At 62.6% G+C, this 23,537-nt stretch carries 19 protein-coding genes and 1 tRNA gene; 9 read left to right on the top strand and 11 right to left on the bottom strand.

The genetic code is table 11. From position 1 onward, the window contains the following. Window positions 1-125: 125 nt before the first annotated feature. From OHD62_RS19065 to OHD62_RS19075, 3 genes are all read left to right on the top strand, one after another. Window positions 126-596, top strand: a complete 471-nt coding sequence (locus OHD62_RS19065; protein WP_263784837.1) for an RDD family protein — start codon at window positions 126-128, stop codon at window positions 594-596. Between the two features lie 139 nt (window positions 597-735). Then, window positions 736-1,500: an arginyltransferase gene (locus tag OHD62_RS19070; RefSeq protein WP_263784839.1), complete on the top strand. Its 765-nt coding sequence runs from the start codon at window positions 736-738 to the stop codon at window positions 1,498-1,500. A gap of 126 nt (window positions 1,501-1,626) precedes the next feature. After that, the gene (locus OHD62_RS19075) at window positions 1,627-2,538 is read left to right on the top strand and encodes a DMT family transporter (RefSeq protein ID WP_263784841.1); all 912 of its coding nucleotides are present in this window, start codon (window positions 1,627-1,629) and stop codon (window positions 2,536-2,538) included. On the opposite strand, the gene OHD62_RS19080 is transcribed toward OHD62_RS19075, so the two are convergent. Together OHD62_RS19080 and parC are read right to left on the bottom strand one after the other, a co-directional pair. After that, window positions 2,526-3,737: an AI-2E family transporter gene (locus OHD62_RS19080; protein WP_263784842.1), complete on the bottom strand. Its 1,212-nt coding sequence runs from the start codon at window positions 3,735-3,737 to the stop codon at window positions 2,526-2,528. The two genes, OHD62_RS19075 and OHD62_RS19080, sit on opposite strands and share 13 nt — an antisense overlap. A gap of 259 nt (window positions 3,738-3,996) precedes the next feature. Then, window positions 3,997-6,249, bottom strand: coding sequence for a DNA topoisomerase IV subunit A (gene parC, locus OHD62_RS19085; protein ID WP_263784845.1), 2,253 nt, complete (start codon window positions 6,247-6,249; stop codon window positions 3,997-3,999). A gap of 263 nt (window positions 6,250-6,512) precedes the next feature. Between parC and OHD62_RS19090 the strand changes: the two genes are divergently transcribed. Further along, on the top strand, window positions 6,513-7,703 hold the full coding sequence (locus tag OHD62_RS19090) for a hypothetical protein (protein ID WP_263784846.1): 1,191 nt from the start codon (window positions 6,513-6,515) through the stop codon (window positions 7,701-7,703). 82 nt (window positions 7,704-7,785) lie between these two features. On the opposite strand, the gene aspS is transcribed toward OHD62_RS19090, so the two are convergent. The 4 genes from aspS to OHD62_RS19110 form a co-directional block, all read right to left on the bottom strand. After that, window positions 7,786-9,582 carry an aspartate--tRNA ligase gene (gene aspS, locus OHD62_RS19095; protein ID WP_263784848.1) on the bottom strand — a complete coding sequence of 599 codons (1,797 nt, stop codon included), beginning with the start codon at window positions 9,580-9,582 and terminating at the stop codon, window positions 7,786-7,788. Window positions 9,583-9,715: 133 nt separating this feature from the next. After that, window positions 9,716-10,540, bottom strand: coding sequence for a carbohydrate ABC transporter permease (locus OHD62_RS19100; protein WP_263784850.1), 825 nt, complete (start codon window positions 10,538-10,540; stop codon window positions 9,716-9,718). Window positions 10,541-10,557: 17 nt separating this feature from the next. Next, window positions 10,558-11,472 (bottom strand): carbohydrate ABC transporter permease, encoded by a 915-nt coding sequence (locus tag OHD62_RS19105; protein ID WP_263786801.1) that lies wholly within the window; start codon window positions 11,470-11,472, stop codon window positions 10,558-10,560. 26 nt (window positions 11,473-11,498) lie between these two features. Beyond that, window positions 11,499-12,767 carry an ABC transporter substrate-binding protein gene (locus OHD62_RS19110; RefSeq protein WP_263784852.1) on the bottom strand — a complete coding sequence of 423 codons (1,269 nt, stop codon included), beginning with the start codon at window positions 12,765-12,767 and terminating at the stop codon, window positions 11,499-11,501. Between the two features lie 215 nt (window positions 12,768-12,982). On the opposite strand from OHD62_RS19110, the gene OHD62_RS19115 reads away from it, so the two are divergent. Together OHD62_RS19115 and rnd are read left to right on the top strand one after the other, a co-directional pair. After that, window positions 12,983-14,227, top strand: coding sequence for an MFS transporter (locus tag OHD62_RS19115; RefSeq protein ID WP_263784855.1), 1,245 nt, complete (start codon window positions 12,983-12,985; stop codon window positions 14,225-14,227). A 56-nt stretch (window positions 14,228-14,283) separates the two neighbouring features. Beyond that, on the top strand, window positions 14,284-15,435 hold the full coding sequence (rnd, locus tag OHD62_RS19120) for a ribonuclease D (protein WP_263784857.1): 1,152 nt from the start codon (window positions 14,284-14,286) through the stop codon (window positions 15,433-15,435). 47 nt (window positions 15,436-15,482) lie between these two features. Here rnd and OHD62_RS19125 read toward each other — a convergent pair whose 3' ends face one another. The 3 genes from OHD62_RS19125 to guaB are packed head-to-tail and all read right to left on the bottom strand — an operon-like array spanning window position 15,483 to window position 18,004. Then, entirely contained in the window at window positions 15,483-15,902 is a 420-nt protein-coding gene (locus tag OHD62_RS19125; RefSeq protein WP_263784860.1) for an MAPEG family protein, read from the bottom strand. A gap of 28 nt (window positions 15,903-15,930) precedes the next feature. Beyond that, entirely contained in the window at window positions 15,931-16,470 is a 540-nt protein-coding gene (locus tag OHD62_RS19130) for a hypothetical protein (RefSeq protein WP_263784862.1), read from the bottom strand. Window positions 16,471-16,501: 31 nt separating this feature from the next. Continuing rightward, window positions 16,502-18,004: an IMP dehydrogenase gene (guaB, locus tag OHD62_RS19135; RefSeq protein WP_263784864.1), complete on the bottom strand. Its 1,503-nt coding sequence runs from the start codon at window positions 18,002-18,004 to the stop codon at window positions 16,502-16,504. Window positions 18,005-18,307: 303 nt separating this feature from the next. Here guaB and OHD62_RS19140 point away from each other — a divergent pair, with 303 nt between their 5' ends. After that, window positions 18,308-19,729, top strand: a complete 1,422-nt coding sequence (locus OHD62_RS19140; protein ID WP_263784866.1) for an MFS transporter — start codon at window positions 18,308-18,310, stop codon at window positions 19,727-19,729. Between the two features lie 224 nt (window positions 19,730-19,953). Here the strand turns inward: OHD62_RS19140 and OHD62_RS19145 are convergent, their stop codons facing one another. Beyond that, window positions 19,954-20,676: an RlmE family RNA methyltransferase gene (locus OHD62_RS19145; RefSeq protein WP_263784868.1), complete on the bottom strand. Its 723-nt coding sequence runs from the start codon at window positions 20,674-20,676 to the stop codon at window positions 19,954-19,956. Next, a complete protein-coding gene (locus OHD62_RS19150; protein ID WP_263784870.1) occupies window positions 20,673-22,022 on the bottom strand; it encodes a Ppx/GppA phosphatase family protein in 1,350 nt (449 codons plus the stop codon). The genes OHD62_RS19145 and OHD62_RS19150 overlap by 4 nt, the downstream gene beginning before the upstream one ends. 289 nt (window positions 22,023-22,311) lie before the next feature. Between OHD62_RS19150 and OHD62_RS19155 the strand changes: the two genes are divergently transcribed. Beyond that, on the top strand, window positions 22,312-23,244 hold the full coding sequence (locus OHD62_RS19155; protein WP_263784873.1) for a lysylphosphatidylglycerol synthase domain-containing protein: 933 nt from the start codon (window positions 22,312-22,314) through the stop codon (window positions 23,242-23,244). A 189-nt stretch (window positions 23,245-23,433) separates the two neighbouring features. Next, window positions 23,434-23,507 (top strand) — tRNA-Gln (locus OHD62_RS19160). Window positions 23,508-23,537 lie beyond the last annotated feature (30 nt).

Here is a 23,537-nt window from a genome sequence, read left to right on the forward strand (position 1 = left end):
TCAACCGGTTCACCCCGGCAAGCGCATGCTGGCTGAATCGACCACCTTGATTCCGTCACCGGCTTTCACCATTTCAATGACGGTTGGCTCGCACCCTATTCCGGGCCTGATTACTAGGAAATGACATGAACGCGCGCGTTCTCGACGGCGAAATCATCACCACCAGGCTCGACGATGTCAGGGCCTATGAGGGCGTGCGCACGCGGCGCATCTTTGCCTTCATTCTTGACTATTGCATCGTGGCTCTGCTCACCATCCCGTTCGCGATTCTGGTGTTCTTCCTCGGGATTTTGACGCTCGGACTCGGCTGGATGCTGTTTTCAGTCCTCGTGCCGGTCGTTGCCATCCTCTATATCTGGAACACCCTGGGCAGCGCCGACCAGGCCACCACGGGCATGAAGATGATGGGCATCAGGCTCGACCGCCTCGACGGCACCCGCATCGATGGGCTGACCGCCGTCGTCCATTCGGTGCTGTTCTGGGCCGGCAATGTCATCCTGACGCCGCTGATCCTCCTGGTGACGCTGTTTTCCGACCGCAAGCGCACGCTGCACGACCTGTTGCTCGGCACGGTGGTCAGCCGCAGCGGTCGTTGAAACAGCTTTTGAAGAGTCAATGCAGCCGCTTACGCACAAATGCGAAGGCGTCCAGTCAACCACGCCTGCACAATCCTGTTGAATTTTTCGCCGTCCGCGCCAAAGGTAGAGCGATTCGCAGGAGTGTCTCCAAGGCTCGATGACGCAGCACCCGACCCAGTCGCCGCAGTTCTTCCTGACCGCGCCATCGCCGTGCCCCTATCTTGAGGGCCAGTTCGAGCGCAAGGTGTTCACGCATTTGGTCGGCGACAAGGCGCCGGAGATGAACGACCTGTTGACGCAAGGCGGCTTCCGGCGTTCGCAGAACATCGCCTACAGGCCGGCCTGCGAGACCTGCCGCGCCTGCGTTTCGGTGCGCATCCTGGCGCAGGAATTCACTGCCAGCCGCAACATGAAGCGGGTGATCCAGCACAATTCGGACCTCGTCGGCGCCATGCACGACGCGCAGCCGTCCACAGAGCAATATTCGCTGTTTCGCAGCTACCTCGACGCCCGCCACCGCCGCGGCGGCATGTCCGACATGACGGTGCTCGACTATGCCATGATGGTGGAAGACACTCATGTCGACACCAAGGTCATCGAATATAGGCGCCGTGGTCCCGACACGTTCATCACCGGCAAGGGCCAGGGCGAGCTGATCGCGGTGGCGCTTACCGACAAGATGGCCGACGGTCTGTCGATGGTCTATTCCTACTTCAACCCCGACTTCGAGGATCGCTCGCTCGGCACCTTCATGATCCTCGACCACATCGCCCGTGCCAAGGCGATGGGCCTGCCCCATGTCTATCTCGGCTACTGGGTCAACGGCTCGCGCAAGATGAATTATAAGATGCGCTTCATGCCGCAGGAGCATCTCGGCCCGAAGGGCTGGGAACGCTACGAACACGAAGCGGTTTCGCGCTGACCTTTTCTTCCGCCACTCATTCCTAAACTGTTTCAAGGAGGAGGATGCTGGTCTTGCAGCCGCGCGGCTGGAAGACAGGCACCGGGTCGATTTGCGACCTGCCTCCCCATACATTGCGAGACCGGCATGTCATCTCCCACCCAAAAGGGCCACACCGATCACCAAAAGGGCCTTCTCGTCACCGCCATTGGCGGGTTGATACTAACCGTCGATATTCCGCTGATCCGGCTAGCGGATGGCGGCGCCTGGACGATCCTGTTGCTGCGCACTGGCTCCACCCTTTTGGCGGCGCTGATCATCTGGGCCATCTGGCGCTCGCTGAGCAGGAATGCGCCGCAACTCATCCCCGGCTGGACGGGGCTCGTGGTGGCCCTATGCTACGGGCTGACCTCGGTCACTTTCGTCACCGCCGTCTATCACACCTCGACCGCCAATCTGGTCTTCATCCTGGCCTTCAGCACCGTTTTCACGGCTTTGCTGTCCTGGTTGTTCCTGAAGGAGCGGTTGCGGCTGGGCACCGTGGTGGCGATGCTGGTCATGATCCTTGGCGTGCTGATCATCGTCGGCGGCTCGATCGGCACCGGGCACCTGTTCGGCGATTTCATGGCGCTGTGCTCGGCGTTCTTCATTGCCCTGGCGATCACCATCTCACGCGCCAGTGGCAAGGACATGGGCTTCACCTCGCTGGTCGGTTGCGTCCTGCCCCTGGCCGTGGCGGTGTTCATGGTTTCGGGCGAAGGCTTTCAGGTGAACGCGCCGTGGTGGGTCATTTTCGACGGCGCTGTCATCATGCCGATCTCGTTCTTCTGCCTCGCCAACGGCCCGAAATACATTTCCGGACCGGAAGTGGCGATGTTCTATCTCCTCGAAACCGTGCTGGCGCCGGTCTGGGTGTGGATGATCTTTGCCGAAACGCCGACGCGCGACAGCCTCATCGGCGGCGCGATCCTCATCATTGCGCTCGTCGCGCATTCGGTGTGGCAATTGCACGAGGGTCGCAAGCGCCGCGCCACGCTCGCCGTCTCTCACCCGGCCTGAATCTTTTTCGCGTCGGCGACGATCTCGATCTGCGGCGGGGCGCCCTCCGCTCCAGCGGGCGCTTCCGAGGCGGGCTCGTCGGCCAGTTCCACCTCGCGCAGCCATTCGCGCCAGATCGCAACCAGCAGCGCCATCAGCACCGGGCCGATGAACAGGCCGAGAAAGCCCATCGTCTTGACGCCGCCGATCAGGCCGAAGAAGGTCGGCAGGAACGGCAGCTTTATCGGACCGCCGACCAGTTTCGGGCGCAATGTCTTGTCGACGATGAAGAGTTCGACCGCGCCCCAGATGAACAGCGCAAGCCCGGCCATCGGCGAGCCGCTGGCCGCGAGATAGATCGAGACAAGGGTAAAAGACAGAGGCGCGCCGCCAGGGATCAGCGCCATGATGCCGGTCAGTGCGCCGAGCGTCACTGGCGACGGCACGCCGGCCAGCCAGTAGGCGACGCCTAGCACCAGCCCCTCGCCGATGGCGATCACGGTCATGCCGGTCACCGTCGAGGAGATCGTCGCCGGCACCACGCGCGAGATCCGCTCCCACCTTGTCGGCAGGATGCGTTCGCCGAGACGGTCGACCTGCCCGGCGAAATGTTCGCCGTCGCGATAGGCGAAGAACAGCGCGATCATCATGAACAGCAGCGTCAGCAGAAGACCGAAGGCGCTGCCGCCGGCGGCCAGCACGCCGCGATAGATGCTGCCAATATTGGCGCCGCTGATCAGCTGGATCAGCTCGCCGATGCCGCCGGGATGGCCGAAATTGCGCGTCCATTGCTCGTTCAGCCACTCGCCGACGACGGGCAGCGTGGCGATCCAGTGCGGCGTCGGCGCGCCATGCCGGTTGGTCTCGATCGCCCAGCCGACCCATTCGCGGACCTCGTTGATGGCATAGGTGCCGGCGAGCGCGATCGGCACCACCAGGAAGGTCAGGATGAACAGGATCGCCAATGTCGCGGCGATCGTGCGGTTGCCGCCGACGCCGGCAAGCAGCCGCCGATAGAGCGGCCAGCTGGCGAAGGCGATGACGAGAGCGGCCAGAACCGGGAACAGGAAGCCATGGAAGAAATAGACGCCGGCGGCGACGATCAGCACCAGCAGCCAGCGCGCGGCAGACAACGGCGGAATGACGGCCGCCCTGAGCGGCGTCGACAGGCCGAACAGGCGCTGCTGGCGTTCCGGTTTCTGGATTTTTGCTTCCTTCAAATGCCCGACTCTCCCACCCGTGTCGCTTCAGGCGATGCTTATGCACTGTTATAGTGCAGCAATCGTGACGACATTCCAAATGTTTGGGTGGAGCTGCTAATCTCCCCCCTTGAGGGGGAGATGGCCGGCAGGCCAGAGGGGGTCGCCGCGCAAAAAGCGCCGGCGTCCTCAGTCCACAATAGGAAGTCGCGTCAGGACGTACCGACCCCCTCTGTCGCCTTCGGCGACATCTCCCCCTCGAGTGGGGAGATTAGCGGCGCTACCCGAACTTGCCCGTCCTTGGAAAACCCTTCGGCACCATGCGGCCGGCGGACGCCCGGGCGCCAATCCATTCCGCCAGTTCCTCACGCGACCTGGTGAAAGTGCGGTCGGCCGAATCCTGCCAGGAGAGGCCGCTTTCGAGCGTGAAAGTTTTCAGGTCGAGAACGCCGCCATCCTTGTATTTCTGCAGGCGCACACCCTTGCCGCGTCCCATTTCGGGGATCTCGGAGAGCGGGAACACTAGCATCTTGCGGTTCTCGCCGACGATGGCGAGATGGTCGCCGGTGACCGTCACGCAGCGCTTGGCCTCATCGGGCGCCTTGACGTTCATCACCTGCTTGCCCTTGCGGGTGTTGGCCACGACCTCCTCTTCCGGCACGACAAAGCCGTTGGCGTCGTATGACACCAGGAGCAGCTTGCGCTTGGGGTCGTGGACGAAGGCGGTGACGATATCCTGGTCGTTGTCCATGTCGACGATGATGCGGATTGGCTCGCCATGGCCGCGGCCGCCCGGCAGCCGGTCGGCGCCGATCGTGTAGAACTTGCCACCAGTGGTGAAGACCAGCACCTTGTCGGTGGTCTGCGCATGGAAGGCAAGCTTGAGGCTGTCGCCCTCCTTGAAGGTCAGCGTCGAATGGTCGGTCAGATGACCCTTCATCGCCCGCAGCCAGCCCTTTTCAGAGACGACGACGGTGACCGGCTCGCGCTCGATCATGGCGTGCGCAATGTCGGTCAGATCATGTTCGGGCGCGTCGGCGAACTGGGTCCGGCGCTTGCCGAGCTCGGTCTCCGGTCCGAATTTCTCACGGATGCTGGAGACTTCCCATTTGATCGTCGCCCACTGCTTGGCGTCGGAGGCGAGCAGCACCTCGATCTGCTTCTTCTCGGTGGTCAGACCGTCGAACTCCTTGCGGATCTCGATCTCTTCCAGCTTGCGCAAAGCGCGCAGCCGCATGTTGAGGATGGCTTCGGCCTGGTTGTCGGTCAGCGACCAGCGCGCCATCATCACTTGCTTGGGCTCGTCCTCCTCACGGATGATCCTGATCACTTCGTCGATGTTGAGATAGGCGATCAGATAGCCGGCGAGTATCTCCAGCCGCCTTTCGATCTCGCCGAGGCGATGTTTCGAGCGGCGGATCAGCACCTCGCGGCGGTGCTCCAGCCACTCCTTGAGCACGCCCTTCAGCGACAGCACGTTAGGCACCTTGCCGCGCGACAGCACGTTCATGTTAAGCGGGAAGCGGCTTTCCAACTCAGTCAGCTTGAACAGCGATTCCATCAAAATGCCGGGATCGACCGAACGGCTCTTCGGCACCAGCACGACGCGGATGTCTTCCGCGCTTTCATCGCGGATGTCTTCCAAGAGCGGCAATTTGCGCGCCATCAAAAGCTCGGCGATCTTTTCGATCAGCCGGGCCTTCTGGACGCCATAGGGGATTTCGGTGACGACGATGCTCCAGGTGCCCCTGCCCTGGTCCTCCTGGCCCCATTTGGCCCGGACGCGGAAACCGCCGCGGCCGGTTTCGTAGGCTTCGAGGATCGAGGCGCGGCCGTCGACGATGATGCCGCCGGTCGGGAAGTCCGGCCCCTGGACGAACTCCATCAGCTTCGTCACCGGCGCATCCGGATGTTCGATCAGATGCAAGGCGGCATCGCAAAGTTCGGCGGCATTGTGCGGTGGAATCGAGGTCGCCATGCCGACCGCAATGCCGGACGAACCGTTGGCAAGCAGGTTCGGGAAGGCGCCGGGCAGCACGACCGGCTCCTCGTCCTCCTCATTGTAGGTTGGCCGGTAGTCGACCGCATCCTCGGTGATGCCGGAAAGCAGCTCGGTCGCCACGTCGGTCATGCGCGCTTCGGTGTAGCGCATTGCAGCGGCGTTATCGCCGTCGATATTGCCGAAATTGCCTTGCCCGTCGACCAGCGGGTAGCGCATCGAAAAATCCTGCGCCAGGCGCACCAGCGCATCGTAGATCGACTGGTCGCCATGCGGATGGAACTTGCCCATCACCTCGCCGACGATGCGGGCGCATTTGGCAAAACCCTGGTCGGGATTGAGCCTGAGCAGCCGCATGGCATGCATGATGCGGCGATGGACCGGCTTCAGTCCGTCGCGCACGTCCGGCAATGCCCGGTGCATGATGGTCGACAGCGCATAGGCGAGATAGCGCTCTTCCAGCGCCTTCTTCAGATCGACCGGCTCAATATTGTCGCCGCCGCCATCTTCAGGCGGCAAAAGCCTTTTTCCCATGGTCTGGGACTAGCCGAGCGGGTGATTCGCGGCAAGAGGCGCCCGAAAGGAGTACCCATTCTGCAACAGGAATTGGGAGCCCTCCCGCGCCGGCCAACATCAACCTGTTACATGGCGGCTCTAGGCCGTGAACGGGTTTGCCTTTCGCTGTGATTTTCGACCATTGTGCGGGGATGCGCCTTTTTCCCGTCCAGTTCGTCACGGAATGGTGAGGGCGCAAAGAAATTCGAAAAACAATTCAGGACACTCTCAGGGAACTCGCGATGACAATCAAACGCTCGACTCTCCAAAAGCTTGCTTTTTCGACCTTTTTGCTGACGCTGCCACTGAACGCGGCATTCGCGCAGGATACGGCGGTTGCCGACCGGCTGAAGGCGGCCATGGCCGCCCAGGGCGTTGACATCTCCTGGACAGGGGTGAGCGGCGATGCTTCCAGCATGGTGCTGCAAGGCGTGTCCGTCAAACCGGCGGCCGAGAAGGAACCTCTGGCGATCGGCGACGTCAAACTCGAAGGCGTAACCGAGGCCAATGGCGGTTACGCCATCGCGACCGTATCGACTTCGGCCTTCCAGCACAGCCAGGACGGGGTCACACTCAACCTCAGCCCTTTCGTCATCCATGACATGACTGTTCCGGCGGACGGCGCCACGGGACCGCTGGGTTCGCTGATGATGTACAAGTCGGCCGAACTCAACAACATGACGGTCAAGGTCGCCGACAAGACCGCCTTCTCGATGGACGGGCTTGCCATCGAAATCACGCCGCCGGCCGACGGCAAGGCGATGGCGTTTTCCGGCACGACAGAAAAGTTCAATGCCGACCTGACGCTGGTCGACGATCCGAAATCCAAGGAGGTGATCAACGCCCTCGGTTACCAGAATATCACCGGCAACCTTGAAATGGCCGGCACCTGGCAGCCCTCGGACGGCAAGATGGAACTGTCGAAATACGACATCTCCGTCGACAATGCCGGCACGCTTGGCATGACCTTCGACCTCGGTGGCTACACGCTGGACGTCATCAAGTCGCTGCAGGAGATGCAGAAGAAGATGGCGGCGCAGCCCGAAGGCGCCGACAAATCGGCTGAGGGCATGGCCATGCTCGGCATTCTGCAGCAGCTCTCCTTCAACAGCGCCAGCGTCCGCTTCGACGACGATTCACTGACCAACAAGGTGCTGGATTATGTCGGCAAGCAGCAAGGCATGTCCGGCAAGGACATTGCCAACCAGGCCAAGGCGATCGTGCCTTTCGGCATGGCGCAGCTCAACAATCCAGAATTGACCGCCGAGGTGACGGCCGCGGTCAGCAAATATCTCGACGATCCGCAGAGCCTCGAGATCTCGGCCGCGCCGCCGGCAGCAGTGCCTTTCGCGCTGATCATGGCGGGCGCCATGTCCAACCCGCTCGACCTGCCGAAGACGCTTGGCGTGAAGGTCAAGGCAAACGAAGACTGAGCGAGACTACGGCTCGAACAGAAAAAGCCCGGCGCGAAGCCGGGCTTTTTCATGAATCAATTTAATCTGTTGCTGGAGGTTTCTAAGCCTCTTTCTTGGTCGCCACGACGCGCAGCGACAGCTCGCGAAGCTGCTGCGGCGTGGCTTCCGACGGTGCGTTCATCAGAAGGTCGTAGGCTTGCTGGTTCATCGGGAACATGGTCACTTCGCGCAGGTTCCTGGCGCCGACCAGAAGCATGACGACGCGGTCGATACCGGCCGCCATGCCGCCATGCGGCGGCGCGCCGTACTGGAAGGCCCGATAGAGGCCGCCGAAGCGCTCCTCGACCGTTTCGCGATCCAGCCCGACGGTCTCGAACGCCTTGACCATGGTCTCGGGCAGATGGTTGCGGATGCCGCCGGAGGCGATCTCGAAACCGTTGCAGACCATGTCGTACTGGAATGCCTTGATGCCGAGCAGATCATCGCCTTTTAGCGCCTCAATGCCGCCCTGCGGCATCGAGAACGGGTTGTGAGCGAAATCGATCTTCTTCTCTTCCTCATTCCATTCAAAGAATGGGAAGTCGACGATCCAGCAAAGCTCAAAGCGATCGCGGTCGACGAGGTTCAGCTCCTCGCCGGCACGCGTGCGCGCCGCGCCCGCGAAGGAGACGAATTTCTTCGGGTCGCCAGCGACGAAGAAAGCGGCGTCGCCATCGGCAAGGCCGAGCTGGAGGCGGATCGCCTCGGTGCGCTCCTCGCCGATGTTCTTGGCCAGTGGCCCCGCGCCTTCGAGCTTCTCGCCTTCCTTGCGCCAGAAGATGTAGCCCAGCCCCGGCTGGCCCTCGCCCTGTGCCCAGGAATTCATGCGGTCGCAGAAGGCACGGCTGCCACCCGTTTTGGCCGGGATGGCCCAGACCTCGGCCTTCGGGTCGTTGGCCAGGATGTTGGCGAACACCTTGAAGCCTGAATTGCGAAAATGATCGGAGACGGCCTGCATTTCGATCGGGTTGCGCAGATCCGGTTTGTCGGTGCCGTATTTGCGCATGGCCACATCGTAGGGAATGCGCTGGAATTTCTGCGTTACCGGTTTGCCGTTGGCGAAGGTCTCAAAGACCCCGCGCATCACCGGTTCCATTGTCGACAGCACATCGTCCTGTTCGACGAAGCTCATCTCAAGGTCGAGCTGGTAGAACTCGCCGGGCAGACGGTCGGCGCGCGGGTCCTCGTCGCGGAAGCACGGCGCGATCTGGAAATAGCGGTCGAAACCCGACACCATGATCAGCTGCTTGTACTGCTGCGGCGCCTGCGGCAGCGCGTAGAAAGTGCCGGGATGGATGCGTGACGGCACCAGGAAGTCGCGCGCGCCTTCCGGCGAAGAAGCGGTCAGGATCGGCGTCGAGAATTCGGTGAAGCCGACCTCGCCCATGCGCTTGCGCATCTCGGCGATGATCCTGGTACGCGCCATGATGTTCCTGTGCAGCGTGTCGCGGCGCAGGTCGAGGAAACGGTATTTGAGGCGGATGTCTTCGGGATAATCCGGCTCGCCGAACACCGGCAGCGGCAATTCCTTGGCCGCCGACAGCACTTCGATCTCGCGCGCGAAAATCTCGATCTCGCCAGTCGGCAGGTTGGCGTTGGTGGTCTCTGGCAAGCGCGCCTTGACCTCGCCGTCGACGCGGATGACCCATTCGCCGCGCACGGTCTCAGCGATCTTGAAGGCCGGCGAATCCGGATCGGCGACGATCTGGGTCAGGCCATAATGGTCGCGCAAATCGATGAACAGCAGGCCGCCATGATCGCGCACGCGATGCACCCAGCCCGACAGGCGGACGGAGGAGCCGACGTCGCTCTTCCTCAACTGGGCACAGGTATGGCTGCGGTAACGATGCATTGTCATTGCTAGGTCCGGATGCTGAGTTGTGGCCGAAGCACGATGGCCTGGCCCGAAAATTTGCGCGAAAAGCACATGAGAGGCCGCCTTTGTCAAGGCAGGCAGCGTCCCGGGCGGCATCTCCGTGGTGTTCACTACCTCATCCCTTGACCCCGCCCGCGGTGAGGCCGGCGATGATCTTGCGCTGGAAGATGAGGACGAGGATGACGAGCGGCACGGTGACGATCACCGATGCGGCCATGATGTTGCCCCAGGGGATTTCGAACTGGGAGCTGCCGGAGAGCAGCGCGATCACGACAGGCACGGTTCGTTGCTCGTTGTTGGAGGTAAACGTCAGAGCGAACAGGAACTCGTTCCACGCGCCGATGAAGGCGAGAAGCCCGGTGGCCGCCAGCGCCGGCCACATCAGCGGCAGGAAAACGCGCGTGATGATGATCCAGGGGGTCGCGCCGTCGAGGATCGCCGCCTCCTCGAGCTCGATCGGCAGGTCGCGAACGAAGGCGGTTAGCACCCAGACCGTGAACGGCAAGGTGAAGATCATGTAGGAGAAAATCAGCGCGAAGAGCGAATTGTAGAGGCCCAGCGTCCGGATCAGTTCGAAAAGGCCGGCAAGCACCGCCACTTGCGGGAACATCGAGACGGACAGGATGATGAAAAGCAGAGCCGAGCGGCCACGAAAGCGGATGCGCGCAAGCGCATAGGCGGCGGTGACGCCGAGAAATAGCGAAATGACGACGACGGCGCTGGAGACGAACAACGAGTTCAACAGGTTGCGCAGGAAGCTCCCTTCGGTGAAGACGCTCCTGTAATTACTGAAGCTGATCATCTTCGGCCAGTAGTCGACCTCAAACAGCGCGGACCCTGATTTCAGGCTGGTGATGATGGCGTAGTAGAATGGGAACACCGCGACGAGGACGATGACGGCGACGAGGAGGTAAAAGGCCGTGCGCTTGACGATCCACATGGTCGATGGCCCCTGTATCAATAGCTTCTGTCCAGTTTCACCCGGCCGAACCGCAGAACGAGCATGGTCAGCAGCACGAGGATGACGAAGAGCAGCGTCGAGGCGGCGGACCCGTAGGCGAATTTGTCGAATTCGAACAGGTTCTCGCGGGCAAATACCGACATCGACTTGGTGCGGACGTTATTCGGTGTGAGCACGTAGATCAGGTCGAAGATGCGCAGAGCGTCGAGGCCGCGGAAGATGACAGCCACCATCAGCGCCGGCCGGATGAGCGGCAAGGTGACCTTCCAGAAAACCTTCCATGGGCTCACGCCATCGAGCCTGGTGACCTCGTAGATTTCCTGCGGCAGCATCTGCAGGGCGGCGAGGATGAGCAGCGCCATGAACGGCGTCGTCTTCCAGATATCGACGATCAGGACGGCGAACATCGCCGTATCGGCGCTGGCCGTCCAGGCGATCTTCGTGCTGATCAAACCAAGCCTGAGAAGGGCGTCGTTGATGATGCCGAACTGGTCGTTGAGCATCCACTGCCACATCTTCGCCGAGACGATGGTCGGGATCGCCCAGGGAATGAGGATCGCGGCGCGCACGACGCCACGGCCCGGGAATTCGGCGTTGAGCACCAGCGCGACGATCATGCCCAGGATGGTCTCGCAGGTCACCGAAATCACCGCGAAGCGCACCGTGTTCCAGACCGCGCGCCACCAGACCGGGTCGGCGAGCAGGCCGTCATAGATGATCCGCCCGCTCGGCATATGCAGGACCGAGAAATAATTGGCGAAGCCAACCCACCGGCCGGCCTCGAGGTCCGTCAGCGAGGCATCGGTGAAGCCGAAATAGATCGTACGCAGAAGCGGCCAGCCGGCAACGGCGGCGAGCACGATGAGCATCGGGGCAAGGAACAGCCATGCCGAGCGCGCGCGCTGGCGCATCAACAGCGAGCCTTGACGCGGCGAGGTCACCAGGCGGTGCCTTTGAGCCTGGTCAAGGAGAATTCGAGATCGGCAAGGTTGTCTGCAGCCGTGCCGTCGCCGGACAGGGTGTTGTGGACAGCGGTCCAGAACTCGCTCGATGCCTCGTTGTACCTGCTCTTGGCCTGGGCCGAGGGACGCGGTACCGCGTTGAGAACGACGTCCTTCCAGCGCGGAATGACCGGCTGCGCGCTGGCAATTTCGGCATCGTCGTAGAGCGCCTGGATGGTCGGCAGATATGCCCCCTTCAAGGCGCGGTACTTCTGCATCCCAGGAGAGGCGATCCATTTGACAAGCTCGATCGCTACGTCCGGGTTCTTCGAATATCTGGAAACCGCGAGGTTCCAGCCGCCAAGCGTTGCAGCAGGGCGCGCGCCCTCACCCGACCCCGGCGGCAGGGTCGCCACCTCGAACTTGCCTCTGATGGGCGAGCCTTCGCTATTGCCAAGCGCATAGGCGTAGGGCCAGTTGCGCATGAAGACGGCGTTGCCGGTCTGCCAGACACCGCGCGACTCTTCTTCCTGGTAGGCCAGAACGCCGGGAGGCGAGATGGTTCCCACCCAGCTCCTCGCCATTTCCAGCGCTGCGGCTGCTTGCGGATTGTTGATGGAGATGGTGCCGTCCGGCTCGACAATCTGGCCGCCGCCGTTCGACTTGACCCATTCGAGTGCATCGCAGGTCAGCCCTTCATAAGCGTTGCCCTGGAAGACGAAGCCCCACATATCCTTGTTGCCGGCCTCGCGCTCCTTGTCCATGACAAGCTTGGCAGTGTAGGCAAGTTCGGCCCAGGTCGTGGGAACCTTGGCGCCATATTTGTCGAGCAGGTCCTTGCGGTAGTAGAGCGCCGGAGCGTCAGTGAAAATCGGCAAGGCGACGAGTTTACCGTCGACGGTCTGCGATTGGATGATCGATGGGAAATGGGCGCCAACGACATCCTTGGTCGCCTCGGTCAGGTCAACGAGCTGCTTTGCAAGCTGCGGGGCCCAGATGATATCCGTCTGATAGACGTCGATGTCACTGCTTCCAGCGGCGAGCCAAAGCCTGTATTGGCCGAACTGGTCCGTCCCCGATGACGGCACCGGAACGACGGTGACCTTGTTGCCGGTCTTCTTCTCGTATTGATCGAGTATCTCGCGAAGGATTCTCTGGCCGTTGCCGGTATCGCCCGACACGATGGCGAGGTCGACAGCTCGCGCCGGGCTTGCCGCCAGGACAGCGCCGACAACAAGCGCAAGAAGTGCGTGGCGAAACGTCATGATGGCGGGCTCTCCTTGGAACTTCAGGCCGGGCGGCAGAACAGACAAGCCACATCTGGCACATTCCTCGGCGCATTCGCCCCCTTCCCTTGAACTGCAAAGACACGTTTTGGGTTCCCAACCAAAGCCGTCAGCCGGTGCCGCCGGCAATTGCCGCTGGCATTGGCGGGAACGATGGTTCAATAAGGATCAACGAAAAGTGATTGCCTTCCTTCATGTCTTCCATCCGCCCGCTGATCCCGCTCCTCATTGCCGCCGGCATCCTTTTGGGCGGCAACGGCCTGCAGAGCACGCTGATCGCACTGCGCGGCGCGCAGGAAGGGTTTCCCGCCTCGACCATCGGCCTGATGGGCACGTTCTATTTCGCCGGCTTCCTGCTCGGCTGCCTTGCCGTCACCCGCATCATGAAGGCGGTCGGCCATGTCCGCGCCTTTTCGGCGCTGGCGGCGATCGCCTCGGCCGGCACGCTGCTGCTGGTGCTGGTCATCGATCCTGTTATGTGGTGCGCGGTGCGCTTTGCCGGCGGCTTCTGCTTTGCCGGCCTGTTCACCATCATGGAAGCCTGGCTCAATTCGGGGGTCGCCAACAAGGATCGCGCGCGGGTGCTGGCGATCTACCGGATGGTCGACATCGGTTCAGTGACGGGCGCGCAGTTCCTGATCCCGATCTTCGGCGCCGGCGGCTTCGCCATCTTCGCCATCATGTCGATCATGATCACGCTCTCGCTGGTGCCGGTCTCGCTCGGTGACCGCTCCAACCCTGCCGCGCCCGAAGATGTCAAGCTCGATCTGGCGCGTGTCTGGCGGATCTCGCCGCTCGGCTGCTTCGGCTGCATTGCCGTCGGCGTCACCAACAGTGCCTTCCGCACGCTGTCGCCGGTCTATGCCGAGCAGATCGGCATGTCGGTCGCCGACGTCGTTACCTTCGTCAGTGTCGGCATCTTCGGCGGCGCCATCATCCAGTATCCGCTCGGCTATCTTTCCGACCGCTGGGACCGGCGCTCGGTGCTGTTGATGACGACGTGCTGCGCCATGTTCGCAGCGCTTGCGCTGGCGCTTTTGGCCGGAAGCAATCCCGCGCTCAACTTCCTGATCGTCTTCATCTTCGGCTGCTTCGCCATGCCGCTCTACTCGCTGTCCGCGGCGCATTCCAACGACCGCGCCGACAAGGGCGAGTTCGTGCTGATCAACGCGGCGCTGATGCTGTTCTATTCATTCGGCGCCATTGGCGGCCCGTTCGCCGCCTCGACGGCGATGCAATATTTCGGGCCAAGCGCGCTGTTCGTGTTCTGCGCTGTCGTCTACGTGATCTTCGTCGTCGTCATCCTCTATCGGATGCAGGTGCGATCCGGCGTGCCGGCAGGCCATCGCAGCCGTTTCATCGCCCTTTTGCGGACATCGACGGTTTTCGCCCGGCTGGCCAGGCGCAATGGCGATTCCGACGGGCCCGCTGACCCTTGACGAAAGCCTGCGCGGCTGAAATTGAAGGAGACCTTACCTTTGCCAAAAGCGATTTGATGCACGTCATCACCACCCAAAAAGAACTCGAAACCGTTCTTGCCGCGTTCGAAAAGTCGGATTTCGTCACCGTCGACACCGAATTCATTCGCGAAACGACCTTCTGGCCGATCCTCTGCCTGATCCAGATGGCGGCGCCCGGCGTGACCGCGCTGATCGATCCTTTGTCGCCGGACATCGACCTGAAGCCGTTCTTCAGGCTGATGGCCAACGAGGCTGTCGTCAAAGTCTTCCACGCCGCGCGCCAGGATATCGAAATCATCGTCCATCTCGGCGATCTGGTGCCGCATCCGGTGTTCGACACCCAGGTGGCGGCGATGGTCTGCGGCTTCGGCGACAGCGTCTCCTACGACCAGCTGGTGCAGCGGGTCACCGGGGCGCGGCTCGACAAATCCTCGCGTTTCACCGACTGGCGCCACCGCCCGCTTTCCGACAAGCAGCTCGACTATGCGCTTGCCGACGTCACCCATCTGATCGAGGTCTACCAGCATCTCAGCGCCGAGCTTGAGCGGGAAAACCGCGCCCACTGGCTGAACGAGGAAATGGAGGTGCTGACCTCGCGCGAAACCTACGACCCGCATCCGGAGGATGCCTGGAAGCGGTTGAAGATGCGGCTGCGCAAGCCGCAGGAACTGGCGATCGTGCAAGCCGTGGCGGCCTGGCGAGAGCGGGAAGCGCGCGAACGCGACGTGCCGCGCGGCCGGGTGCTCAAGGACGACGCCATCTACGAGATCGCGCAGCAGGCGCCCCGCGATGCGGCAGCGCTCGGCAAGCTGCGCACCACGCCGAAGGGCTGGGAGCGGTCGGCGACGGCAACGGCACTGCTTGGCGCGGTGAACAGCGCGCTTGCCTTGCCCAGGGAAGATATGCCGAAGCTGCCGAAGAGTTTTCAGCCGCCCGAAGGCTCCAATGCCGCGGCGGAATTGCTGAAAGTGCTTTTGCGGATCGTCGCCGAAAAGGAAGGCGTCGCCTCGAAAGTGCTGGCCTCGAGTGACGACATCGACCGTATCGCCGCCGAGGGCGAGGCCGCCGACGTGCCGGCCTTGCAAGGCTGGCGGCGCGCCGTGTTCGGCGAGGCGGCGCTGAAGCTGGTGCGCGGCGAGATCGGCATCAAGTTCGACAAGCGCAAGATCGCGCTGTTCGATTTATAGCGTCTGCCACCTTCCCCCTTGTAAGAGAAGGGCAAGCCAATGTCGGCTCAAACCACCCCGAGCAGGTGGAGCGCGAACCATATCCATGCCAGCAAGAGAACCACCGCACTGAAGTAGAAGATGCGGCTGCGCAAGCGCAGATCGTTGATGGTGAGGTGAACCCAGGCGTGGGCGTAGCGCGAAATCACGAAAATCCACATCAGGGCCAGCGTCAGGTAGTTGACGCCGTTGGTCTGGTGCAGCGCCAGGCACAGAACGTAGAAGAGCACCGGCAGTTCGAACTGATTGCTCAGATTGTTGGCGACCGTGACGCTGGATGCCGGCTCGGTCGAGCGGGTCTTGAACTGGCCGGCCTTGGCCTCGCCTGACCTCATGGCACCGTATCTGCGGCGGCCCATCACGAGATAGACGATGTAGACCAGAAGCACCTGCGCCAAAACAGGCCAGAAGATCGCGGTCTGGTTCAAGAAGCCCCTCCGCCCTTGTTACCCCGACTCAAAGCCGTTTCTGGCCAGCCAGGTAGAAAACCACAATGACCGCCAAGGGTATCGTCAGCAGCGCGAATTTGGTGACGATCAGCGCCGAGGCGAAAGACAGCGAATCCGGATTGGCCGACAGGAAATCGGACAACAGCCGCGCCACGGCTATGTTCTGCGCATAATCGGCAAGCGTGTATGGCAGCACCAGAACAACCGCAAGCAGGGATTGCAGTTGCGCTGGCATCGCCCGGAAATTCTTCAGCCGCCGTCCGGTGGCAAGGATCAGGCTGACCATGGTCAGCGACAGCAGCGCCGGGAACAAAAGGTCGAAGGTCAGATAATGCCAGACCAGGATAATCTCGCCGCCGCGCCGGCCGAGCGCCGTCAACCAGGCCATGCCCTCGTCGGGCGTGAACCCGGCAAAGCGCATGTCGAGCGACGGCAGTCCCCCGCTCAATTGGCGGAAATAGAGAAACTCCATCGCCGTCATGGCGATGAAAACCGCCGCGGATGCAAAACACAGCGCTGCGACGTGGCGCGACAGCCGCAGGATCATTGCCGTCAGACTCCGCCCGACGGCATTCTGATCAAATTCCGCCGGGATAATTCGGGCTTTCGCGGGTAATCGTGACGTCATGAGCGTGGCTTTCACGAAGTCCGGCATTGGATATGCGAACAAAAGTGGCGCGGTCGCGGAAATCGGCAAGGTCGCGGCCGCCGACATAACCCATAGCGGCTTTCAGGCCGCCTGCAAGCTGGTGCAGCACGCCAGACACAGGTCCTTTGTAAGGAACCTGCCCTTCAATGCCCTCAGGAACCAATTTCAGCGTGTCGCGCACCTCGGCCTGGAAGTAGCGATCGGCCGAGCCGCGGGCCATGGCGCCAACCGAACCCATGCCGCGATAGGCCTTGAAGGAGCGACCCTGGTGCAGATAGACCTCGCCCGGGCTCTCGTCGGTGCCGGCCAGCAACGAACCGATCATGGCGGCACTGGCGCCGGCGGCGAGCGCCTTGGCCAGATCGCCGGAGTATTTGATGCCGCCATCGGCGATGACTGAAGCACCCGATTTCTGCGCCGTCTCGACCGCCGACATGATCGCCGAAAGCTGCGGCACACCGACGCCGGCGACGATGCGGGTGGTGCAGATGGACCCCGGCCCGATGCCGACCTTGACGGCGTCGGCTCCGGCATCGATCAGCGCCTGCGCGCCTTCCGATGTGGCGACGTTGCCGGCCAGGATGCGGACCGAGTTGGACAGTTTTTTCGCCCGGGTCACCGCATCCAGCACGCGCTGCGAATGACCATGCGCGGTATCGACCACCAGAAGGTCGACGCCGGCGTCGATAAGACGCTCGGCGCGCTCGAAGCCGTCATCGCCGACGCTGGTGGCCGCGGCGGCGCGCAGTCGCCCCTGCGCATCCTTAGTGGCGTGCGGATTGAGCTGCGACTTCTCGATGTCCTTGACGGTGATCAGGCCGACGCAATTGCCTGATTTGTCAACAACAACCAGCTTTTCGATGCGGTGCTGGTGCAGCAGGCGCTTGGCCTCGTCCTGGTCGACATTCTCCTTGACTGTGATCAGCTTGTCGCGGGTCATCAGTTCGTAGACTTTCTGCGCCGGGTCGGAGGCGAAACGCACGTCGCGGTTGGTCAGGATGCCGACCAGCCGGCCGATCTTCTGGCCGCCGGTGCCACCATTCTCGACCACCGGAATACCTGAGATGCTGTAGGTGCGCATCAGACCGAGTGCGTCGGCAAGTGTGGCGTCGGGGCCGATGGTGACGGGGTTGACCACCATGCCGGATTCGAATTTCTTGACCTGCCGCACCTGCTCGGCCTGTTCGGCCGGCGTAAAATTGCGGTGGATGACGCCGATGCCACCAGCCTGGGCCATGGCGATGGCAAGACGCGCCTCGGTGACCGTATCCATGGCGGCCGACAGGATCGGCACGTTGAGGTCGATGTCGCCGGCGATGCGGGTGCGGATATCGGTCTCGCCGGGCATGACCTCGGAATGACCCGGCTGCAGCAGCACGTCGTCAAATGTCAGCGCCAATGCGCCGGTGGACGTTTCGATGATTTTTGCCATGGCCAGCCCTTGGTGTACAAAAGTGCGGGGGAATACAAAAAAGCGCTGGACCGAAATGGACAGCGCCGACTCGTTTCTTCCCTTTCAGGATTGGCGCTGGCTCGTAACACGTCCCGCCGCCGATGAAAAGCCGATGATTGCACATGGGCCAGCGCCCGTTTTTGCGCGAAAGCCCGCTAATGTCCGTCAGTCGCACAAATGTGACAGCAAATTAATGCGACATCCGGCGCAAGGCATGATAACCGCCCCTCGTGTCGGCTTGCCCCGGTCGACGACACATAGAATCAAGTCCGGACGCGTTTTGTGAACCGCATCATCCCGCTTATCCTGGCGGTCGCTCTTTTCATGGAAAACATGGATTCGACCGTTATAGCGACATCGCTGCCGGCGATTGCCGTCGACATCCATACCAGCCCGATCGCGCTGAAACTGGCGCTGACAGCCTATCTGGTGTCGCTGGCGATCTTCATTCCAATCAGCGGCTGGATGGCCGACCGCTTCGGCGCCAAGAATGTGTTTCGCGCCGCAATCGCCGTCTTCATCATCGGTTCGATCGCCTGTGCCATCTCCAATTCGCTGCCGGCCTTCGTGGTGTCGCGCTTCCTGCAAGGCATTGGCGGCGCCATGATGACGCCTGTGGGACGCCTGGTGCTGGTGCGCGCCACGCCGAAGAGCGAACTCGTCGCCGCGATGTCCTGGCTGACCGTGCCGGCGCTGGTCGGGCCACTGGTCGGGCCGCCGATCGGCGGCTTCATCACAACCTATTTCACCTGGCACTGGATCTTCCTGATCAACGTGCCGATCGGGCTGATGGGCATCTGGCTCGCCACCCGCTTCTTGCCGGACACCGACGCGACGGAGACCCCGCCGCTCGATTTCACCGGTTTCGTGCTGAGCGGGCTTGCGGCATCGGGCGTCGTCTTCGGTCTTTCCGTGGTCAGCCTGCCCGCCTTGCCGCCGGCGACCGGCTTCATCACCGTGGCCGTCGGGCTGGTATCGGGTGCACTCTACCTCATGCACGCGCGGCGCGCCAAAAACCCGCTGCTGGCGCTAGAGCTGTTCCGCAACCAGGTGTTCCGTTCGTCCGTGCTTGGCGGCTCGCTGTTTCGCATCGGTATCGGCGCGGTGCCGTTTTTGCTCCCGCTGATGTTCCAGATCGGCTTCGGGATGACGCCGTTCCAGTCGGGCATGATCACCTTCGTCTCGGCGATCGGCGCCATTGGCATGAAGTTCGTCACCGCACTGATCTTCCGGCTCGCCGGATTCCGCCGTGTGCTGATTTCGGGCTCGCTGATCGCGGCCGGGTCGATTGCCATCTACGGCCTCTTCACCCCGGAAACGCCCTATGCGCTGATGCTTGCCATATTGCTGGTTGGCGGCTTCATCCGTTCGATGTTCTTCACCGGCGTCAACGCGCTCTCCTATGCCGAGGTGTCGGCCGAAGATACCAGCAAGGCAACGCCGATTACGGCGGTGTTCCAGCAGTTGTCGATCGCGCTCGGCGTGGCGCTGGCCGGCGGCATACTGGAAGTGTCGACGTCGATCCATGGCGGGCCACTGACGCTGGCCGACTTCCACACAGCCTTCTTCATCGTGGCGGCGGTTTCGGCGGCGGCGTCGCTGACATTCATGCGGCTGGCGCCCGACGCCGGCAACGCCGTTTCGGGTCACGGCAGGCTGACGACGCCCAAGACGCTGGAGCCGGTCAGATCACCGGGGGAGTGAGGAAGTTCAGACCCCTCGCCACTTCGTCATCCTAGGGCGAAGCGATGCGAAGCGTCGCGCAGACCCTAGGATCCATGCCGTGACATTAGAGCGTCTCAGCGTTGCAGAATCGGTGTTCAACGAGGCGACATAAACGAGCATTATTCTGCGACGTGGTCTTCTTCGGCGAAGGTAACGGCATGGATCCTAGGGTCTGCGCGCGTCGCTTCGCTCCTTGCTCCGCCCTAGGATGACGATGTAACCGATGCCTCTCGCCCCTTGAAATCCTTGGCCAACAAATACAGCTCCACTGACTCGTCGCGCGAGGCCGGCGGCTTGACGTGGTGCACCGAGCGGAAATTCTGCTTGAGCCGCGTGAGCAACTCGTTCTCGGCGCCGCCCTGGAAGGTCTTGGCCAGGAAATGCCCGCCGGGCTTCAGCACCGAGAGCGCGAAATCGGCCGCCACTTCACACAGATACATGGTGCGGATGTGATCGGTCCTTTTGTGGCCGGTGGTAGGGGCGGCCATGTCGGAGAGCACGATATCGGGCTGACCGCCCAACGTCTCGGCAAGCTTCTGCGGCGCCTCGGGATCGAGGAAATCCATCAGCAGCACCGGCGCGCCGGGCACCGCGTCCATTTCGAGATAGTCGATGCCGACGACATGCGGATTGTCCGCCGTCGATTTGGTGCGCGCGGCGGCGACCTGGCACCAGCCGCCGGGCGCCGCACCGAGATCGATCACCTTCATGCCTGGCTTCAAGAGGTGATGCTTGTCGTCGATCTCGATCAGCTTGTAAGCGGCGCGGGATCTGTAACCGTCAGCCTTGGAGCGCTGGACATAGGGGTCGTTGATGTGGCGCTGAAGCCAGCGGCGCGACGATTCCTTCAGGCCGCTCTTCTTCTTGATTCTGGTCTTCAGCACACGAATGCCGCCGGCGCCAGGCTTCTGCGGTTTCTTGGTCATTGCCGGCCACGCCCGCCATTGCGCCAAGCACCGTCGTCGGCCATCAATTCGCTCAATATGCCCTCGCGCAGGCCGCGGTCGGCAACGCGCAGCCGTTCCGATGGCCAGACGGCGCGGATCGCTTCCAGAATGGCACAGCCGGCCAGCACGAGGTCGGCGCGGTCGGCGCCGATGCACGGGTTGGCGACACGCTGGTGGAAATCCCAGCCGACCAGTTTTTCGACCATGCGGTCGACGCTGTCGCGGTCCATCCACAGCCCGTCGACGCGGCGGCGGTCGTAGCGCTCCAGGTCGAGGTGAACGCCGGCCAGCGTCGTCACCGTGCCCGAGGTGCCGAGCAAATGGAATTTCGGGCTGGCCAGCACATGGCTCAGCCGGTCGCGCCCGTCAAAGGCGTGCAGGCGCACGGCGACATCTTCGACCATGGCGGCGAAGATGTCGCGGGTCACCATGCGGCCGCCGAAGCGCTCGGCCAGCGAGACGACGCCGACCGGCAGCGACGTCCATGAGACGATGTGGTTGGCGAGCCTGGGCGAGCGGTGGCCGGTGAGGTCGATCAGCGCGATTTCGGAAGAGCCGCCGCCAATGTCGAACAGGACGACGCCTTGCGTGTCGCGCTCGACCAGCGAGCCGCAGCCCGAAACCGCCAGCCGCGCCTCGGTCTGGCGGTCGATGATCTCGAGCTTGAGGCCTGCCTCGCGCTCGACACGGTCGAGGAACTCGACGCCGTTTGCGGCGGTGCGGCAGGCTTCGGTGGCGATCAATCTCGCCTTCCTGATCTTGCGGCCGCGCAATTTGTCACCGCAGATCTTGAGCGCCTCGACGGCGCGATCCATTGCCGCCTGCCCGAGGCGGCCATTGGCGGTGAGCCCCTCGCCCAGCCTGACGATGCGCGAGAAAGCATCGATGACGCGGAACTGGCCATGGCGCGTCGGCACGGCCACCAGCAGCCGGCAATTGTTGGTGCCAAGGTCGAGTGCCGCAAACACCGGCAATTCCTGCAGCGGCGGACGGCGAATACCCTGTTCCGGCCGCGCCTGCGAAGCCGGAGGCAAAGGCGTAGCCGTTGTCTCTTGCGGGCGGCTGGCTGGAGCGCCGGCGGCGGCCGACGGTGCGGCCACTATCGCGTGATTGTCGTCGCGAGCGAAAACCTTGCGGCCGCGCCGGCGCTTGCGCCGCTTCCTGGCCTTGCCCTTCTGGTGCTCGCCCTGATGGTCGGCATGCCCTGGCCGGGAGCCCGCCTGACGATCAAGACGCCCGACGGATGGACTTGCCTGGCCTGACGACGGCGAAGCCCTGGACACGCCCACTGCCGGCGCGCCAGCGCCGGTGTCGTGGTCTTCCACTTCAGTTCCTTCCGGCGCCGCGCGAACCGAGGACCGGACGCAGCAGGCGCTTTCATGTGTTTCAAGTTGCCGCCAGCCTAGCAGCGCCGCGCCGGATCACCAAGAGCGCTGGCGGCGAATTTTACCAGCGGCACGAGACTGCGACACGAAGAGCCGCGCCTTGCCGGTTGAATAGCCGGCTTCGATAAGGCATTTCTGAAATGGAGGGGTGAACACTCGGAATCGTCGGCGATCTTTCCTGCCGCGAGCCGGAAAAGGGCATCGAGCTGCAACGCATGACGATCACGCCATGAACTGGAGGCGCTATTTCTGGCCGGTCGTCGGCATTGCCGCAGTGATTTTCTCGCTGCTGCTGCTCTGGCACGAATTGCGTGGCATTTCGCTCGACGATGTCAGGGCCGGCATCACAGCCATTCCCGCACGCGGCTGGATGCTCGCGGCGCTGAGCTCGGTCGTCGCCTATGCCTCGCTCGCCGGCTACGACCACATCGCGCTGCTGCATATTGGCAAGAAAGTCTCATGGTTGTTCGTCACCCTGTGCTCGTTCACCACCTACGCGCTGTCCCACAATATCGGCGGCTCGGTGTTTTCCGGCGCCGTGATCCGCTACCGCGCCTATGGCACAAGAGGGCTGACCGGGCAGGATGTCGGCATTCTGGTGGCGATCTGCTGGATCACCTTCGTGCTGTCGACGATCCTCGTCTCCGGCCTCGTGCTGGTGTTCGAGCCCGAGATCATCGACCGGTTTTCCGGCGCGCCGCATCATGGCCTGGCGATCGCGGCGGGCCTCGCCATGCTGATCCTGGTGGCGGCCTATGTGTTCGGGAGCTGGCTGCATCTGCGGCCCCTCAAGATCGGTGGCTTCCAGTTGCACTATCCGGCCCTGCCGATCGTGGCGCGGCAATTGCTGATCGGCCCGATCGAGCTTCTGGCGGCGGCGGCGATCATCTTCTTCGCCCTGCCCGTATCAGGCAATCCCGGCTATTTCGTCGTGCTCGGCGTCTTCCTGGTATCATTCTCGGTCGCGCAGATCTCGCATGCGCCGGGCGGGCTCGGCGTGTTCGAGGTCGTGTTCCTCACCGGGCTGTCACACATGGACCCGGTCGGCGTGCTGGCCGCTCTGCTGGTGTTCCGGCTGTTCTACCTGATCATCCCGCTGCTGATCGCTCTCGGTGTCGTGCTGTTCTTCGAGCACTTGCAATACAGCCGGGGCGAGGATTGAGGCGCTGGACACGTCTCCCCAGGTAGGTTCCGGGTCTGAACGCCGGGGCCTGAAACGTGGCGCGCGCCCGTCTGACGAAACGTGGTGATTGAAACGCGGGGCAGGCTTGACTATTTTCCGGCGGCAGCTACAAGGCACGCGCGGCGACATCGCCGCCCTGCCCGCGCGGTTTTTGAGAACCGCGCCTACTGGGGAATAGGTTAACGGTAGACCCACGGACTCTGACTCCGTTAGTCCTGGTTCGAATCCAGGTTCCCCAGCCATCCTATTTTAAGCAAATAAATCAACCACTT

The sequence above is a fragment of the Mesorhizobium sp. YC-39 genome (genome assembly GCF_025753795.1).
Taxonomy (GTDB): domain Bacteria; phylum Pseudomonadota; class Alphaproteobacteria; order Rhizobiales; family Rhizobiaceae; genus Mesorhizobium.